At 44.2% G+C, this 17,251-nt stretch carries 16 protein-coding genes and 1 other RNA gene; 15 read left to right on the forward strand and 2 right to left on the reverse strand.

All coding sequences use genetic code 11. The features are described from left to right. The first annotated feature begins 59 nt into the window (after nucleotides 1-59). A complete protein-coding gene (locus ACE4RR_RS14640) occupies nucleotides 60-2,357 on the forward strand; it encodes a DEAD/DEAH box helicase (RefSeq protein WP_375536219.1) in 2,298 nt (765 codons plus the stop codon). Then, nucleotides 2,347-3,615, forward strand: coding sequence for a ribonuclease H-like domain-containing protein (locus tag ACE4RR_RS14645; protein ID WP_375536220.1), 1,269 nt, complete (start codon nucleotides 2,347-2,349; stop codon nucleotides 3,613-3,615). The genes ACE4RR_RS14640 and ACE4RR_RS14645 overlap by 11 nt, the downstream gene beginning before the upstream one ends. A gap of 65 nt (nucleotides 3,616-3,680) precedes the next feature. Here the strand turns inward: ACE4RR_RS14645 and ACE4RR_RS14650 are convergent, their stop codons facing one another. Next, nucleotides 3,681-4,292: a hypothetical protein gene (locus ACE4RR_RS14650; protein WP_375536176.1), complete on the reverse strand. Its 612-nt coding sequence runs from the start codon at nucleotides 4,290-4,292 to the stop codon at nucleotides 3,681-3,683. Between the two features lie 3 nt (nucleotides 4,293-4,295). On the opposite strand from ACE4RR_RS14650, the gene ACE4RR_RS14655 reads away from it, so the two are divergent. From ACE4RR_RS14655 to ACE4RR_RS14685, 7 genes are all read left to right on the forward strand, one after another. After that, complete coding sequence (locus ACE4RR_RS14655; RefSeq protein WP_375536221.1) at nucleotides 4,296-4,520, forward strand: CotD family spore coat protein; 225 nt, start codon at nucleotides 4,296-4,298, stop codon at nucleotides 4,518-4,520. Nucleotides 4,521-4,575: 55 nt separating this feature from the next. After that, nucleotides 4,576-5,145, forward strand: a complete 570-nt coding sequence (locus tag ACE4RR_RS14660) for an SLOG family protein (RefSeq protein ID WP_375536177.1) — start codon at nucleotides 4,576-4,578, stop codon at nucleotides 5,143-5,145. Nucleotides 5,146-5,239: 94 nt separating this feature from the next. Continuing rightward, nucleotides 5,240-5,569, forward strand: coding sequence for a cell division regulator GpsB (gpsB, locus tag ACE4RR_RS14665; RefSeq protein WP_375536178.1), 330 nt, complete (start codon nucleotides 5,240-5,242; stop codon nucleotides 5,567-5,569). A gap of 21 nt (nucleotides 5,570-5,590) precedes the next feature. Then, nucleotides 5,591-5,998, forward strand: coding sequence for a reverse transcriptase-like protein (locus ACE4RR_RS14670; RefSeq protein WP_375536179.1), 408 nt, complete (start codon nucleotides 5,591-5,593; stop codon nucleotides 5,996-5,998). Nucleotides 5,999-6,085: 87 nt separating this feature from the next. After that, nucleotides 6,086-6,473, forward strand: an RNA gene (gene rnpB, locus ACE4RR_RS14675) — RNase P RNA component class B. 159 nt (nucleotides 6,474-6,632) lie between these two features. Next, nucleotides 6,633-7,778, forward strand: coding sequence for a THUMP domain-containing class I SAM-dependent RNA methyltransferase (locus ACE4RR_RS14680; RefSeq protein WP_375536180.1), 1,146 nt, complete (start codon nucleotides 6,633-6,635; stop codon nucleotides 7,776-7,778). Nucleotides 7,779-7,840: 62 nt separating this feature from the next. Then, nucleotides 7,841-8,020, forward strand: a complete 180-nt coding sequence (locus ACE4RR_RS14685; protein WP_375536181.1) for a hypothetical protein — start codon at nucleotides 7,841-7,843, stop codon at nucleotides 8,018-8,020. Between the two features lie 2 nt (nucleotides 8,021-8,022). On the opposite strand, the gene ACE4RR_RS14690 is transcribed toward ACE4RR_RS14685, so the two are convergent. Continuing rightward, nucleotides 8,023-8,325: a HesB/YadR/YfhF family protein gene (locus ACE4RR_RS14690; protein ID WP_375536182.1), complete on the reverse strand. Its 303-nt coding sequence runs from the start codon at nucleotides 8,323-8,325 to the stop codon at nucleotides 8,023-8,025. Nucleotides 8,326-8,493: 168 nt separating this feature from the next. Here ACE4RR_RS14690 and ACE4RR_RS14695 point away from each other — a divergent pair, with 168 nt between their 5' ends. The 6 genes from ACE4RR_RS14695 (at nucleotide 8,494) to fabG (ending at nucleotide 17,140) form a co-directional block, all read left to right on the forward strand. After that, complete coding sequence (locus ACE4RR_RS14695) at nucleotides 8,494-10,011, forward strand: carboxypeptidase M32 (RefSeq protein ID WP_375536183.1); 1,518 nt, start codon at nucleotides 8,494-8,496, stop codon at nucleotides 10,009-10,011. 87 nt (nucleotides 10,012-10,098) lie between these two features. Continuing rightward, a complete protein-coding gene (locus ACE4RR_RS14700; RefSeq protein WP_375536184.1) occupies nucleotides 10,099-11,277 on the forward strand; it encodes an acetyl-CoA C-acetyltransferase in 1,179 nt (392 codons plus the stop codon). Between the two features lie 60 nt (nucleotides 11,278-11,337). Continuing rightward, a complete protein-coding gene (locus ACE4RR_RS14705) occupies nucleotides 11,338-13,218 on the forward strand; it encodes a sigma 54-interacting transcriptional regulator (RefSeq protein WP_375536185.1) in 1,881 nt (626 codons plus the stop codon). A gap of 257 nt (nucleotides 13,219-13,475) precedes the next feature. Then, nucleotides 13,476-15,050 (forward strand): acyl CoA:acetate/3-ketoacid CoA transferase, encoded by a 1,575-nt coding sequence (locus ACE4RR_RS14710; RefSeq protein ID WP_375536186.1) that lies wholly within the window; start codon nucleotides 13,476-13,478, stop codon nucleotides 15,048-15,050. Nucleotides 15,051-15,084: 34 nt separating this feature from the next. Continuing rightward, nucleotides 15,085-16,368: a GntP family permease gene (locus ACE4RR_RS14715; protein WP_375536187.1), complete on the forward strand. Its 1,284-nt coding sequence runs from the start codon at nucleotides 15,085-15,087 to the stop codon at nucleotides 16,366-16,368. Between the two features lie 31 nt (nucleotides 16,369-16,399). Continuing rightward, on the forward strand, nucleotides 16,400-17,140 hold the full coding sequence (gene fabG, locus ACE4RR_RS14720; protein ID WP_375536188.1) for a 3-oxoacyl-ACP reductase FabG: 741 nt from the start codon (nucleotides 16,400-16,402) through the stop codon (nucleotides 17,138-17,140). The last annotated feature ends 111 nt before the right edge of the window (nucleotides 17,141-17,251 follow it).

Consider the following 17,251-nt stretch of genomic DNA (forward strand, 5'->3'; position numbering starts at 1 on the left):
AAAAATATTAGAAAATCAAACATATATTCGCTATAATAGAAGGAATTGAGGTGATTTGGATGCGAAAAAAAACCCTTCCGGAACTGATTCAGTGGATGAAAACAGAACCGGAGTTAAGAGATAACATAGAACATTGGCACACAATCGAAGAAAAACCTGCTTCTTTTGCAGCGTTTCCGGAAGCAGTTAATAAAAGGCTTATTCATGCCTTGAACAAGCGGGGAATAAAATCCTTGTATTCTCATCAGGCTGCCACTTTTGAACGCAGCTATAATCAACAGCAGCACACCGTAGCTGTCACGCCGACAGCTTCTGGCAAAACGTTATGCTACAACCTGCCGGTGCTGCAGTCCATCCTCGATAATAAAGAAAGCCGTGCCCTTTATCTGTTTCCGACCAAAGCACTCGCTCAAGATCAGAAAAGTGAATTAAATGAGTTGATAGATGAAATCGGAGTTAATATAAAAAGCTATACGTACGATGGAGATACATCGCCAAATATTAGACAGGCTGTCCGCAGGGCAGGCCACATCGTCATTACAAACCCTGATATGCTCCATTCAGCCATTCTGCCGCATCATACGAAATGGATCTCTCTTTTTGAGAATTTAAAGTACATTATTGTCGATGAACTTCACACTTACCGCGGTGTATTCGGGAGCCATGTAGCAAATGTTATCCGTAGACTGAAGCGGATTGCCGCCTATTATGGGAGCAGTCCTGTTTTTATCAGCACATCCGCAACAATAGCCAACCCGCAGGAACTGGCAGAAACATTGACCGGTGAGACCTTTCAACTGATTAATAATAATGGGTCCCCCAGTGGACGAAAGCATTTTGTGTTTTATAACCCGCCTCTTGTAAATGAATCTTTAAATGTGCGAAAAGGAGCCACTTCCGAGGTAAACAAAATCGCGGCAGCTTTTCTCAAAGAGAAAGTTCAGACAATAGTATTCGCAAAGAGCAGGGTCAGAGTCGAGGTCATACTTAGTCATCTCCAGGAGCTGGTAAAAAAAGAACTTGGCGCAAAATCGATTCGTGGATATCGCGGGGGGTATCTTCCAAAACAGCGAAGAGAAATCGAGCAGGGCCTCCGGAAGGGCGATATTCTTGGTGTCATCAGTACGAATGCTCTTGAGCTCGGAGTCGATATAGGCCAGCTGCAGGTCTGCATTATGACCGGCTATCCCGGCTCGGTGGCAAGTGCCTGGCAGCAGGCAGGACGGGCGGGCCGCCGCCAGGATGAATCATTAATATTAATGGTGGCAAGCTCTGCACCTCTGGATCAATATATGGTTCAGCACCCCGAATATTTTTTTGATAAAAGCCCGGAATCCGCACGCATTCATCCAGATAATCTCGTCATCCTCGTAGACCATGTAAAATGTGCAGCATTTGAATTACCGTTTAGGGAAGGCGAAACGTTTGACGGCGTAAATCTGGAGGATATATTAGAGTATTTAACAGAAGAACAGGTGCTTCATCACCGCGGCTCCAAGTGGTATTGGATGAATGACACTTTTCCCGCCCACGGGATAAGTCTGCGCTCTGCTTCGCAGGAAAATGTCGTTATTATAGACCAAACCATACCTTCTCATTCCACGGTCATAGGAGAAATGGACCGATTCAGTGCTATGACTCTTCTTCATGACGAAGCGGTATATCTGCATCAAGGCGTTCAATACCAGGTGAAGGACCTTGATTGGGAGGAAAAAAAGGCATATGTGGAAGAAGTTCAGGTGGAATATTACACCGATGCGAATCTTGCCGTCGATTTAAAAGTGCTTGAAGAGGATAAAAAACAATTTCATAACGCAGTGGAATGGGCTTTCGGAGATGTTATGGTCAATGCAAAAGCAACCATATTTAAGAAAATTAAACTGACTACATTCGAAAACATCGGATCCGGTCCGATTCATCTGCCGGAAGAGGAACTGCATTCAAACGCATGCTGGATCAGCTTTTCAGAAATAATTATCTATGAGTTAGGAAAGGACGATCTTGAACAGGCTTTAATAGGTCTGGCAAATGTTCTTCGGCATGTGGCGCCAGTGCATGTGATGTGCGCCCCCGGCGATCTTCATGTCGTCCCGCAAATGAAAGCAACTCATTCTGAACAGCCGACTATTTTTTTATATGACCGCTATCCCGGAGGAGTCGGCTTATCTGAAGCGGTTTACCGTTCCTTGCCTGAGCTTTTGAAGCGGACGAGGCAGCTCATTGCAGCGTGCCCATGTGCAGGCGGCTGCCCATCATGTGTCGGCTCGGATCTTAACCTGGAAGAAGAAGCGAAATGGCTGACCCTCCGACTGATTCAACTGATGGAGGTGACCAGAAAACGTGAAGATGAAAAATAAACTGAATCGAATGAAGCAACACCTCAGCTCGGCTGCTGATCAGAAAGAAAGAGTATATAAACCTCCAAACACGGGGGCGGAAATGCAAAAAGCCGCAGAACTTCCTTTTGAAAAGAAATGGAAAGACCTCTCTGCTTCTCCGCTTTTCTTCGACGGAAATGTGACGTGGAAGCGTGACGTTACTTATGAATTTGATCATCAGCATGGTAATTATCGATTTTCCGAACTGCTTGATGTGTTTGAACAGTGGGAAAAAGAAACCGCCTACCATCCACTCCATCCGGAGCATAGAAAACCTGAAGATTTGTTATTTTTCGATACAGAAACGACCGGATTAAACAGCGGTGCCGGCAACATGATCTTTATACTCGGCGGCGCGCGCCTGACTGAAAAAGAAGTGCTCGTGCGGCAGTTCTTTCTGCCTGGCCCCGAAGCAGAGGTTGCTTTTTATTATCACTTTTTAAAAGATATGCCTCCGGAGCGCCATCTTGTCACTTATAATGGAAAATCGTTTGACTGGCCACAGCTGAAAACCAGGCATACGTTTGTACGAAACGAAGTTCCTAAGCTTCCTGCATTCGGACACTTTGATTTACTGCATGCAGCGAGAAGGCTGTTTAAGCATCAGCTGGAATCATGCCGGCTTTCCGTGGTAGAAAAAGAAATACTAGGATTTGAAAGGACTGACGATACCCCGGGGTATCTTGCCCCCATGCTTTATTTCGATTTTTTAGAGGAAAAACATCCAGAGCTGATAGAAGGTGTTCTAAAGCATAACGAATGGGATGTCCTGTCACTGATTACACTGTATATTGATTTATCAAAGCGGGTCTTGAACCGCAGGACTCCGGATCAGGAGAAATTTGAAATCGGACGCTGGTACGAAGCGAGTGGAGAGCCTGAGAAAGCTGCCTGGTGTTATGAGAAAGCTCTGGCATCAATAAATTCAGAAGAAACCTGGTACGCTTCTTGTGCTTTTTCACTTGGGAAATTGCTTAAGAAGCAAAAACGGCATGAAAAAGCAAACATGTATTTTCAAAAAGTGATGGAATTAAAAGGACCGCTGCAGATTGAAGCGGCGGTGGAGCTTGCTAAATTTGCCGAGCATAAACAACAAGATATTGACCTGGCCTTAAATTATACCGTGAAGGCCCGTGAACAAAAGCTTGAGATTTACAGTGGAGAACAGGACAAACGCAGCCTTCGGGAAATTTTAATAAGAGAAGAACGACTCCGCAGCAAATCACAAGGGAAATAAATGCAGAAATAACCGGCAATTATTTCCCGGGCAAGCGCAGAAAATCATTAATTTCAACACTTTTATCAATATTCTGACAAATTTGGATTGTCTGATGCTGGCGGGCATTGATTGATATTGTCGAAACATTCATCCGTGAAAATAGATGATTTCCCTAGTACATGTATCTCCTCCGCGTCATAGGCTGTATAGTACAGAAAAGGAGGGGAACTGTTTTGTTCGGAAAAAGAAGACCAAATAATAACAATGGGATGAATAATAATGGCGGCAACATGATGGGTATGTATGGCATGAACAACAATAATAATAACAGCAATAATGTCATGGGTATGCACGGCATGAACAACAATAATAACAACGGCAATAATGTCATGGGTATGCACGGCATGAACAACAATAATAATAACAGCAATAATGTCATGGGTATGCACGGCATGAATAACAATAACAACAGCAATAATGTCATGGGTATGCACGGCATGAACAACAATAATAATAACAGCAATAATGTTATGGGTATGCATGGTAAGAACAACAAGAATAATGTCATGGGTATGCACGGCATGAACAACAATAATAATAACAGCAATAATGTCATGGGTATGCATGGTAAGAACAACAAGAATAATGTCATGGGCACCCAGGCTATGAACAATAATAACGGCAAGAAAACGCATATGATGCCTGCCGTTAATCATCCTGTCACTGAAAAGAAAAATTATCAATGTAACGAATATATTGTACCAGAAGTTCATCCTGTCCACACTACAAATGTGAATAAGCATTTGTATAAACATTATCATTCATACCCGCAGACGGAATCTACGGTAAATGAAGTATACAATCAGCATTTTAATTGCGGCCCTGGCCAGGGACCAAGACCGAGGCGCCCTCGCCTATTTTAGCCATGAACCGGGCGATTGATCTGCCCGGTTTCTTATACTTAAAGGAGGAACCCCGATGAAAGTACTTGCCGTAAGCGGCTATAAGCCTGCTGAATTGGGAATTTTCCAACCGGATGCAAAAGAAATTGATTATATAAAAAAGGCACTCGAAAAACGCATAATCGCTTTTGTTGAGGAAGGAATCGAGTGGATTGTCATTTCCGGCCAGCCGGGAGTTGAGCTATGGACCGCAGACGTGGTTTTATCTCTAAAAACCACCTACCCGGAGTTAAAGCTTGCGGTACTTACCCCATTTTTAAATCAGCAAAAAATTTGGCCGGAGCAAGCAAAGCAGGATTACGAATTTATTTTATCCCATGCGGATTTCGTAGATTCCATATCCAAACAGGAATATGACAATCCCGGCCAGCTGCGTGCGAAAAATGATTTCATCATTTTGAAAACCGACGGACTCCTTCTATTGTACACAGAAGAGCAGGAAGGTACTCCGAAGTATTATCTGCACTCTGCGCAGCGTCGTGGCGAACAAGCAGACTATCCCATTTTTTTTATTACCCCGGAAGACTTGGAAGAGACGGCGAGAGAAGAAAAAGAGAAAGAGTTTTGGGGGCAAAGTGACGAGTGATGTCTTTAACAAATTGACTTTTTCGCTAAGTTCTGAAAAAATATAGACAACTACTTGCATTTATTACAGAATGACAGTTGAGGTGAAACATAATATGCAATCTATCCGGTTAAGCGCAAAAGAAATTCTTGATAAAGATTTTAAAAGCAGTGTGAAAGGCTACAATAAAGATGAAGTTGACCAGTATCTGGATGTGATTATCCAGGATTATGAAGCTTTTGAAGAACGAGTCGGCGATCTTGAGAATGAAATCGAACGTATGAAAAAACAAGGGCCGGCAGCATCAGCCGGGGATACAAGAATGGCAAGGGACTCGGCTCCTTCCGTACCGTCTGCACCTGCTGCCGGCGGTACAAATTATGACATTTTAAAGAGGTTGTCGAATCTTGAGAAAGAAGTATTTGGTAAAAAGCTTTACGAGTAGCAGCGTGCAGGAGGTTTTTTCTTGTTAAAAATCTTTATTGATGGCGCAAGCGCTGGTAATCCAGGTCCTGGAGGAGCAGGTATTTTCATAAAGGATGCGAACGGGCCTGTGGAGAGTTTAATAATTCCACTGGGGCAGTGCACCAACCATGAAGCAGAATTTTCTGCTCTGCTGCATGCGCTGCAATGGTGCGAATCTAAAGAAGTTCCCTTGGTATCCATCAATACGGATTCTAAGCTGGTAGATGAAGCTGTGGAAAAGCGGCATACCAAAAATAATCAATTTAAGCTTCTTTTGCAAGACTGTATAACGATTCTTGATTCTCATGAACTGTGGTTTGTCAAATGGATTCCTTCCAGCCAGAATAAAGCTGCAGACAAACTGTCCAAACAAGCCGTACTGCGAAGCAGCCAAATAGAAAATGGGTAACACTGGAAAGTGTGGGAGAATAATCAGCTTGCCAAACCAAACACAAAAAGATATAATAGCATTTGTCACAAAAAAATGACGCTGAAAATATCGAGGCAGTCGCTGCGTATTCACGCAGAGGAAAGTCCATGCTCGCACAGCCTGAAACGGCTGTAGTGTTCGTGCCAGGCAAAACAATAAGCCTGGGCAGTCTTTTATAAGACTGACGGCGGGGAAAAAGCCTAAGTTCGCTTTGAATACGGCTTAAATACCCTGAAAGTGCCACAGTGACGAAGTCCTCCCGGAAACGGATGGAGTGGAACGAGGTAAACCCCTCGAGCGAGAAACCCAAACTTTGGTAGGGGCGCCTTTCGGAAGGAATTCAACGGAACGAAAGGGAGAAGGAAACCTAATTTTCTTCTCAGATAGATGACTGCCCCCGGCGTGCGAGGTGAATAACCGCAGCAGCACAAAGGGACAGAACATGGCTTACCAAGATATTTTCGGCCTCTGATCCCAACCCCTGTTCCAGGGGTTTTTTCATTTATCTAATCTTTCTAATCCAGAGGAATAATGAATCTTTCTTAATCTTTAGTGAAATATAAACCATAACCAGCTTCTGTTAAATACATAATGAAGCAAAGGAGAATTCCTTATGAAAAATGAAGTGACTTTGATTGCAACGGCCACGATGGGGCTTGAAGCACTAGTTGCAAAAGAAGTGCGTGCACTTGGCTATGATAATGTAAAAACAGAGAATGGAAAAGTGGAGTTTACCGGACCTTATTCTGCCATCGCCCGCACAAACTTGTGGCTTCGTACGGCAGACCGGGTCAAAATTAAAGTAGCTGAATTTAATGCATTCAGCTTTGATGAATTATTTGAGAAAACAAAAGCAGCCCCATGGGAGGAATTTTTGCCGGAAAATGCGGAATTTCCCGTTACGGGAAGGTCCGTAAAATCTACGTTGTTCAGCATTTCAGATTGTCAGGCCATTGTAAAAAAAGCTGTCGTGGAAAAATTAAAAAAAACATACCATACGGACTGGTTCAAAGAAAACGGCGCTCTCTATAAAATTGAAGTGGCTCTTCATAAAGATATAGCCACCCTCACGATTGACACCAGTGGAGAGGGTCTCCATAAACGCGGATATCGTCCGCTTCACAGTCGGGCTCCTTTAAAGGAAACGCTCGCTGCTGCGATGATTATGCTGACCAATTGGAAACCGGACAAACCATTTGCAGATCCATTATGCGGTTCTGGTACCATCCCGATTGAAGCTGCGTTAATCGGACAAAATATCGCCCCTGGTTTTAACCGGAAATTTGCTGCAGAAGCGTGGCCGTGGATGCCCCAGAATATTTGGGATGAAGCAAGAGAAGAAGCTGAAGCAAGTGCGGATTATGAGCAGCTTCTCGATATCCAGGGCTCAGACATTGATCACAATAATGTGAAATTAGCTGAAGAAAATGCCATGGAGGCAGGTCTTTTCGATGTGGTTTCCTTTAAACAGATGCAGGTTGCTGATTTTTATTCGAAAGGGGAATATGGCTGCCTGGTCACAAACCCCCCATACGGCGAGCGCTTGTATGATAAAAAAGAAGTAGAAGCGTTGTATAAAAGCATGGGGCAGTCTTTTACCGAACATTTACCTACCTGGTCTGTTTATGTTATTACTTCTCACCAAGATTTCGAGAAGTTATATGGAAAAAAAGCTTCGAAAAAACGAAAGCTCTATAACGGCAACATAAAAACTGATTACTACCAATTTTTCGGGCCGAGACCGCCCCGTCGTAAATAATCAGCATAATCGTTCATTCCTTTGGATAGAATGGTAAAGGAGCCTATTCAAGGAGGAACGATATGTTTACTGATAACGAATGCTACTTATTGAAAAAAGTAGAAAAAGCTATTGAAAATGCAGAAAAAGCCGTCATTTCCACTAAACATGAAAAGGACAGCTTTCCAGCAGCTGAAGCAATTGAGGAAGCGAAACAGTGCCTGCAGAAAGCGTGGCTGTATCAATTAAATCACTCGCGTTAATGCTATTCCGGATTGATCACATCATGAAAATTAGGATTTTCAAAATGTAAATAATCAATGGAAGGATCATACGATATCGTCATTCCGTCAAGATACCATTGATCCTGCGGATTTACAAAAAATAAAATTCCCTCCACCTGAAGTGTATATGCCTCCGCTTCAGGTTTTTCTTTGCCTACTCCTATTGAAAAACCGCCGGAGCCGACTCCTCCGATACGGACAAACAATCGAACATAAGCTCCATCTGCAAGTGACATTTCCTCTTTATATAATGCCGCTGCTTCCTTGGTTAAAGTTAGCTGCATGAAACTCTCCTTTCCCTGCCAGCAATCTTCTTCTTTTAGTATAGCACTGCTGGAAAAGAGAAGAAAAAAATATGCTAAAATAGATCTAGCAGCAGGAATTTAGACATTCGTGAAGAATGTATTTCTGAAGTCGAAATAAATAATGAAAGTACTAAAGGAGCGAATGTATTGAGTAAATCCATTGAACAAACAGAAGCTGCCTTTCAGGAGCACATGAAAAAAATTTCCTCATATGAACAGGCTTTGGGTCTCATGCAGTGGGACGCACGCACCGGAGCACCAAGAAAAGGAGTGGATCAGCGGTCAGAAGCGATTGGTACCCTTTCAACCGAGCTATTTAAATTAAGAACCTCCCCTGAAACAGGCGAATATCTTGATACTATTTTGGAAAATGGGGCCGAAAAAAAGATATCAGAGATCAGTCGTCTCTCTGCAAGAGAAATGAAAAAAGAATACGACCGTTTTAAAAAAATCCCGGAAAACGAATTTAAAGAATACAGTATTTTAACGTCAAAAACCGAATCAGTCTGGGAGGACGCCAAAGAAAATGCAGATTTTGAGACATTTCAGCCATACTTAGAAAAAATTGTCGATTTCAGCCGGCGCTTCGCTGATTACTGGGGATATGAAAAGCATCCATACGATGCGCTGCTTGAAGACTACGAACCTGGAATGGATGTCGCGACACTCGACGACGTTTTCAGCCGTCTCCGCCAGGGCTTGGCTCCATTAGTGAAAGGAGTCACCCAGTCTTCCCATCAACCTGCTACAGACTTTCTCTTTGAGCACTTTCCTGCAGAGAAACAACGCAGTTTCAGTCTGGATATTTTAAACCAAATGACATATGACTTTGACGCCGGAAGATTAGATAAAACCGTTCATCCATTTGCCATAGGATTAAACCCGAATGATGTCAGGGTCACGACTAAATACGACGAATCTGATTTTCGCACCGCGGTATTCGGAACCATCCACGAAGGCGGCCATGCTCTGTACGAACAAAACCTCTCTGCCAAATTAATTGGAACGGCTCTTTGTGATGGGGCTTCCATGGGTATTCATGAATCTCAATCCCTCTTTTGGGAAAATTTTGTCGGCCGGAACTACCATTTCTGGGAGAAAAATTATGAGCTGTTAAAATCATATGCACCTGGCCAATTTAACGATGTTCCGCTTGATGCTTTTTATAAAGCCATTAACGAAGCAAAACCATCTTTAATCCGTATTGAAGCTGACGAAATGACGTATGCCCTTCATATTATTTTAAGATATGAGATTGAAAAAGATCTCATCAGCGGAGAAGTGAATGTAGCAGACCTTCCCAGTCTATGGAATGAAAAAATGGACGAGTATTTAGGTATCGTGCCGCCGCATAATGGAAAAGGGGTGCTTCAGGATGTGCACTGGTCGTTTGGCGCCTTTGGATACTTTCCTTCTTATGCACTCGGATATATATACGCAGCCCAGTTAAAACAAGCGATGAATAAAGACCTTCCGAATTTTGATGAGCTCTGCGGCTCAGGAGAACTTTCACCAATAAGAGAATGGCTTACCAATAAAGTTCATCAGCATGGGCGGAAGAAGCAGCCGGTTGAAATCATTCAGGACGCCGCCGGAGAAGGCACGAACCCGGAACCGCTCATTCAATACTTAACAGACAAATACCGTTCATTGTACAGCTTTTAATCTATTCTGGCACAATAATTGCATTAAATATGAGAGGGGAGGGAGATGATCTTCCCTCTTATTTATGTAAAGGAGGAGCTAATAATTATGAGAGAAGCAGTAATTGTAAGTGCCGTCAGGACACCAATTGGAAGCTTTGGAGGAACACTTTCTGGAAAATCAGCGGTAGATCTCGGAGTCACCGCGGCGAAAGCGGCGGTCGAACGAGCCGGAATTTCTCCATCGGATATTGAAGATGTTATTGTCGGTAATATACTGTCTGCTGGGTCAGGTCAAAATGTGGCAAGGCAAATAGCTATTTACAGCGGTCTTCCGGAGTCGACTCCCGCGATGACAGTCAATAAATTATGTGGTTCCGGACTGCGAACCATCAGCATGGCAGCACAATTTATTGCACTTGGTGATGCTGATGTGATTTTAGCAGGCGGAACAGAATCAATGAGCAATGCGCCTTATGTCCTGCCGAAAGCCCGCTGGGGCCAGAGAATGGGTGATGGCAGCATCATTGATACGATGATGAGTGATGGTTTAATGGATTCTTTCCACAACATTCATATGGGCATTACCGCAGAGAACATCGCCGAGCAATGGAACTTTTCAAGGGAAGAACAGGATGCCTTTGCCCTGCAAAGCCAGCAAAGGGCACAGGCAGCTATATCCGCAGGTAGATTTAAAGAGGAAATTGTGCCGGTGGAGGTTCCACAGCGAAAAGAAGAGCCTTTGTTGATAGATACGGACGAATTTCCAAAAACGGGGTTAACATCCGAGAAGCTGGGGAAATTAAAACCTGCCTTTAAAAAGAATGGAACGGTCACTGCCGGTAACGCCTCCGGTATAAATGACGGCAGTGCTATGGTTGTGGTGATGTCCCGGGAAAAAGCCGAAAAATTGGGAGTCGAACCGCTTGCTGCGATTCGTTCTTACGGGAATGCTGCACTGGACCCCAAAATAATGGGATACGGACCTGTTCCGGCATCAAAGCAGGCACTTGAACGAGCGAGGTTATCTATTTCTGATATCGATCTGATTGAAGCAAATGAAGCATTTGCAGCCCAGTCACTCGCGGTCGTCAAAGATTTAGAGTTAGAATCTGATAAAGTGAATGTAAATGGCGGGGCTATTGCGCTCGGCCACCCGATCGGCGCTTCTGGAGCAAGAGTTCTCGTCACGCTTCTCCATGAAATGAAACGCAGGGAAGCCTCCCGCGGACTTGCGACACTTTGTATCGGCGGCGGACAGGGAACTGCTCTCATTGTTGAGCGATAACGGGCACAGCCTGCTTTAATAGTTGGAGCAGGCTGTATTTATCAATATGAGGTGGATCTTATGAAAAAATCAGAACTGACTATTCCTGTTAATACTTCGATTCAGGAAGCCGCCAGAATATTAAAGGAAAATTATGCAGAGGAAGCCGTTGTTATTACAAAAGATGATCAAGCACTTGGAATCGTACATAAAAATGATATTTTTGAAATGATTATTGCAGGAGAATCTCCGGAACAATCGGTCACTCTGTTTTTGAAGCCGCTGCGAAAAGAAGACATAAAGGCGGCGTATCTACTTCACGCCGTCCATGAGCCGGTGATCATCACAGATGAAAACGGAGAGATCTTGTTCTTAAATGAGCGGGCCGCCGCTTCGTTTCAGAAAGGCGATAAGTCTTCGGAAAGCAAGATTTTTACGAAAAGAGAAGCTGATATTCTTCAAAACATGGTGGATAATCAAGAAAAAAACATGACGTTTTCCACTCCTGACCGCACGTTTAAGGTTCGAAAAAAAATAGTTACTTTCTCTCACAGAAAAGCCGTTCTCTATGCACTTTTAGAAGACAATACCTCTTCATTCTGGGAAAAAACAGGAGGCAGGGCAGAAACGCTGGAAACCATTTATGAGTATTTGTATGACGGGATTATTATGGTGGACCAGGATGGGTTTGTCACTATGCTCAGTCAAGAATACGCAGAATTTTTAGAGGTGGATGCCGAAGACGTACTTGGCAGGCACTGCACGGAGGTCGTAGAGAACACGCGCATGCACATCGTCGCGAAAAGTGGCAAAGCAGAAATTGCAGACCTTCAGCGCATTAAAGGAGACTACATGATCGCAAGCCGCATTCCAATCATAAAAAATGGTGAATGCACCGGGGCGGTCGGCAAAGTGCTGTTTAAGAATGTCGGAGGCTTTAATTCGTTATATAAAAGAATTCACCGTATGGAAAAAGAACTGAAGCAATATAAAGGAGAGTTTCAAGAACAAAATCAGGCCAAATATCAATTTTCAAACATCGCCGGCGATAGTAATATTATCCGCTGTACGAAACAAACAGCGGAAAAAGCAGCTCAGACCAGCTCAAATGTTCTCCTGCTTGGGGAAAGCGGCACCGGAAAAGAATTATTTGCACATGCTATTCATAATGCCAGCGCAAGAGCTCCCGGTAATTTTGTAAAAATCAACTGTGCCGCAATTCCGGCAGAGCTCCTTGAATCGGAACTGTTCGGCTATGTAGAGGGTTCTTTTACGGGGGCGAGAAAAGGCGGTAAGAAAGGAAAATTTGAAGCTGCGGAAGGAGGTACGATTTTTCTCGATGAGGTAGGGGAACTTCCACTGCATATGCAGGTTAAATTTTTGCGTGTTTTGCAGGAAAAGGAAGTAGAAAAGGTTGGTTCCCACCAATCAACAGCCATCGATGTCCGCATTATAGCAGCGACAAACCGAAACCTTGAAGACATGGTACAACGCGGAGACTTCCGGATGGACCTTTATTATCGCCTTCATGTTATGCCTATCCATATACCTTCTTTAAAAGAGAGAAAAGAAGATATCGTGCTGCTCTCCAAGTTAATCATTAAACGGATTTCCCAGCTGCTTGGAAAACACATCCGCGGCATTTCGGACCAGGCGTTACGTCTGCTTTCTGATTATGACTGGCCGGGAAACATCCGTGAGCTGGAAAATGTTCTTGAACGCTCCATTAATATGGCGGACCCGCATTCTTTTATAGAAGAACGACATTTATCTACCAGAATTACTGGACAATTGTCAGAGGAGCAGATTCTACCCCTTTCAGCAACAGTGGAAGCAGCGGAAAAAGAAGCCATCAGCACCAGTTTAAAAAAAGCTGACGGTAATAAAAGTCAGGCCGCCGGCTGGCTTGGAATCAGCAGAACATCTTTATATGAAAAAATTAATAAATACAAGCTGCAATGAACTGCCTTCTCAATGAACAGTATTGTTCAATATTTGAACAATACACTGAACAGACTGTACTGAAAAGTTAACATTTATAATGTAAACGCTTTTATATTGTCCGTAAAAGTTTACACTTAGTTCTGTGCATCATAAGGATACCCCCTCTGTCCCCGCCGTTTCCGCGGCAGCAGGGGGGCTTTTTTTGGCATGAATCTTGCAACTTTAACCATACAGTGTCGATAAGTAAGCGATTTCAAGAAAGGAAGGCAAGAGCTATGTCAAAAGTGATGACTGCACGAGAGGCAGTACAGCTCATTCCGGACGGGGCCACCATTGCAACGGGCGGTTTCGTTGGAAATGGGCACGCAGAAGAATTAACCAAAGCAGTAGAGGAGAGGTTTCAAGAAGAGCAGCATCCGGCCAATGTTACCATCGTCTACGCTGCCGGTCAGGGGGATGGAAAACGAAAAGGATTAAACCATCTCGGCCACGAGGGTCTTGTAAAAAAAGTAATCGGCGGACACTGGGGCCTGGCACCTAAGCTTCAAAAGCTCGCCATCGAAAACAAAATTGAAGCTTATAACCTGCCACAGGGCGTGATTACTCATTTATTCCGTGATATCGCGGCAGGAAAACCCGGCACATTAACTCACGTTGGACTTAAAACCTTTGTAGATCCACGAAATGATGGAGGCAGACTCAATCAATGCACGACAGAAGAACATGTTGAATTAACCACCATACACGGAAAATATTATCTTTTATATAAAACTTTTCCAATTCACACTGCCCTGTTACGCGCAACTTTTGCCGATGAAAACGGAAACGCTTCCATGCAGAAGGAAGCAGGCACTCTGGAAATTTTATCAATTGCCCAGGCAGTTAGAAATTCCGGGGGCATAGTCATACTGCAGGTCGAAAAAGTAGTAGAGAATGGAAGCATTGATCCACGAATGGCTAAAATTCCCGGCATTTATGTGGATGCGATTGTTGAATCAGCGCCAGAAAATCACATGCAGACTTTTGGTGAACATTATAATCCTGCCTACAGCGGTGAGATCAAATCCTCCACCGCATCGCTTGGAACACTTCCTCTCGATGAGCGAAAAGTAATTGCGAGACGCTCAGCAATGGAACTTGTGCCTGCGGCGATCACAAATCTTGGGATCGGTATGCCGGAAGGAGTAGCCATGGTTGCCAATGAAGAAGGAATTGGAAAAGAAATGCGGCTGACGGTTGAATCCGGACCGATAGGCGGGGTGCCGGCTGGCGGGTTAAGCTTTGGAGCAGCCACCAATCCGGACATCATCATTGATCAGCCTTATCAATTTGATTTTTATGATGGCGGTGGACTTGATGTCGCTTTTCTGGGTCTTGCTCAGTCCGATGCAGCGGGAAATGTTAACGTTAGTAAATTCGGTCCTAAAATTGCTGGAGCCGGCGGATTTATTAACATTTCCCAGAATGCCAAGAAAGTCGTATTCTGCGGAACATTTACCGCAGGAGGACTGGAGCTTCGTGTAGCCGGCGGCCGCCTCGAAATTGTTAAAGAAGGCCGCATCAAAAAATTTCTCAGGGAGGTAGAACATATTACCTTCAGTGGAGAATACGCCAATGAAACCGGTCAGGAAGTTTACTATGTCACAGAACGGGCAGTATTCAAACTCGGACGCTCCGGTCTGGAATTGATTGAATACGCTCCGGGCATTGAGATAGAGCGGGATATCTTCGCGCAGATGGATTTTCAGCCAGTCGTGGTCGATAATGTGCGAAAAATGAATGCATCCATTTTTCATGAAGAAAAAATGAACCTTACCTTCCAAAAAGGAAAACCCGTCACAGCAAATTAATACGTACTGAAACAGAGATAAGGGGGAAAACTATATGTTCGGAATACTATTGGGTTTAATTGTTTTGATGGTACTTGCTTATCTTGGCTGGTCGATTATTTGGGTGGCGCCGATTGCAGCAGGTGTCGTTGCCCTCACCGGCGGCCTTGACCTGCTCGATGCCTATAAGGATACGTACATGAGTGGTTTTGTGGGATTTGCCCAGCAATGGTTTCCAGTTTTTATGCTGGGAGCTGTATTTGGAAAATTAATGGAGGACACCGGGATGGCACGTTCAGTTGCGGTGGCGCTCACTAAGCTCATCGGTACAAAACGGGCGATCCTCGGAGTACTTGTGTCAGCAGCTGTACTAACCTATGGCGGTGTGAGTCTTTTTGTCGTTGTTTTTGCCGTCTATCCACTCGCGTTGACACTTTTCCGCGAAGCAAATATTTCCAGGCGCCTTATTCCGCCGACCGTCGCACTAGGTGCGTTTACGTTTACGATGACAGCCATTCCCGGCACCCCGCAGATTCAAAATCTCATTCCGATTGATTATTTTGAAACATCTGCAACAGCTGCTCCTATCATGGGGATCGCTGCCGGGTCTGTGATGTCATTTGGAGGATACTTTTATTTACGATGGAGAGAAGGAAAGCTGCAGCAGGCTGGAGAACAATATACAGAGCCAAAGGATAAAAAAGTGTTTGGCGAGGAGGAAAGCACCCCGCCATTTCTCTTGTCTCTCCTGCCGCTGCTTACTGTTCTGCTTACATTAAATTTACTGGGCTGGGATATTATCGTTGCGTTATTATCCGGAATTGTTTTAATTATGCTGTTGAATGCCTATAAGGTGAAGAAGTTTGTTCAAGCTATCAACGGTGGTGCTGCCGGGTCAGTTACAGCGATTATTAATACAAGTGCTGCCGTAGGCTTCGGCACCGTAGTTCAGGCAGTACCAGGTTTTGAACGATTAACAGAAATATTAATGGGGGTAAAAGGCAGTCCGCTCATATCAGAAGCAATCGCAGTTAATATTTTAGCAGGTGCAACCGGATCTGCCTCAGGGGGCATGGGAATCGCGCTTGAAGCACTTGGATCAAGATATTATGAAATAGCTATGGAAACTGGAGTAGATCCGGAAGCATTTCACCGAGTTGCTTCGTTATCATCCGGGGGGCTTGACGCGCTGCCACATAATGGAGCTGTCCTGACGCTGCTTGCAATCACTGGTATGACCCACAAAGACTGTTATAAGGATATATTCGTGGTTGCTGTTGGTATTCCGGTGCTTTCTGTCGGAGTCGCGATCTTGCTTGCCATGATCGGCCTAATTTAAAAAGCTATATTATTCAGGAGGAAATCCAATAATGAGATTACAACATAAAACCGCTATTATTACTGGCGCTGCCCGTGGAATCGGTGCGGCAGCCGCAGATAAATTTGTCCGTGAAGGGGCAAAAGTAGTGTTAGTTGACCTTCATCTCGAAGATGTATTGAAAACCGCCTCAATTTTACAAGAAAAGGGTGGGGAGGTGTTGGCGCTGCAGGGGGATGTCACTAGTAAACAAGATACTGAGGCCATCGTTTCTAAAGCGATTTCTCATTTCGAAGACATTCATATTCTCGTTAATAATGCCGGCATTACTTCGGATGCCCAGCTTTTAAAAATGGAAGAAGAGCAGTGGGATCAAGTAATAAATGTAAATTTGAAGGGTGTTTTTTTGATGACGAAAGCTCTCGCTCCTCACATGAAACAAAAAAACCGCGGGGTGATCTTAAATGCTTCCTCTGTTGTTGGCATGTACGGTAACTTTGGGCAGACAAACTACGCCGCCACAAAAGCCGGCCTCAATGGAATGACTAAATCGTGGGCAAAAGAGCTGGGACGCTATCAGATTCGAGTTAATTCAGTGGCCCCCGGGTTTATTTTAAGCCCAATGACAGAGAAAATGCCGGAAAAAGTGCTGCAGACGATGAAAGAAAAATCAGTCCTCCAGGACCTTGGACGCCCAGAGGATATAGCTGATGCCTATGCGTTTCTCGCGTCCGATGAAGCCCGTTTTATTACCGGAACGGTCCTTAGCGTCGATGGAGGTGTCGTCATTTAAATAAATTACACGCTGCCTGTCACAAGAATTGTGGCAGGTTTTTTGCTTTGTCTCGTTTGAAAGTACTAGTTTCGGGTAAATGATAGAATTAAGACCTATGAAAGGATAACG

Origin of the sequence: Alteribacillus sp. HJP-4, from assembly GCF_042139015.1 — a bacterium.
Taxonomy (GTDB): domain Bacteria; phylum Bacillota; class Bacilli; order Bacillales; family Marinococcaceae; genus JBHIKY01.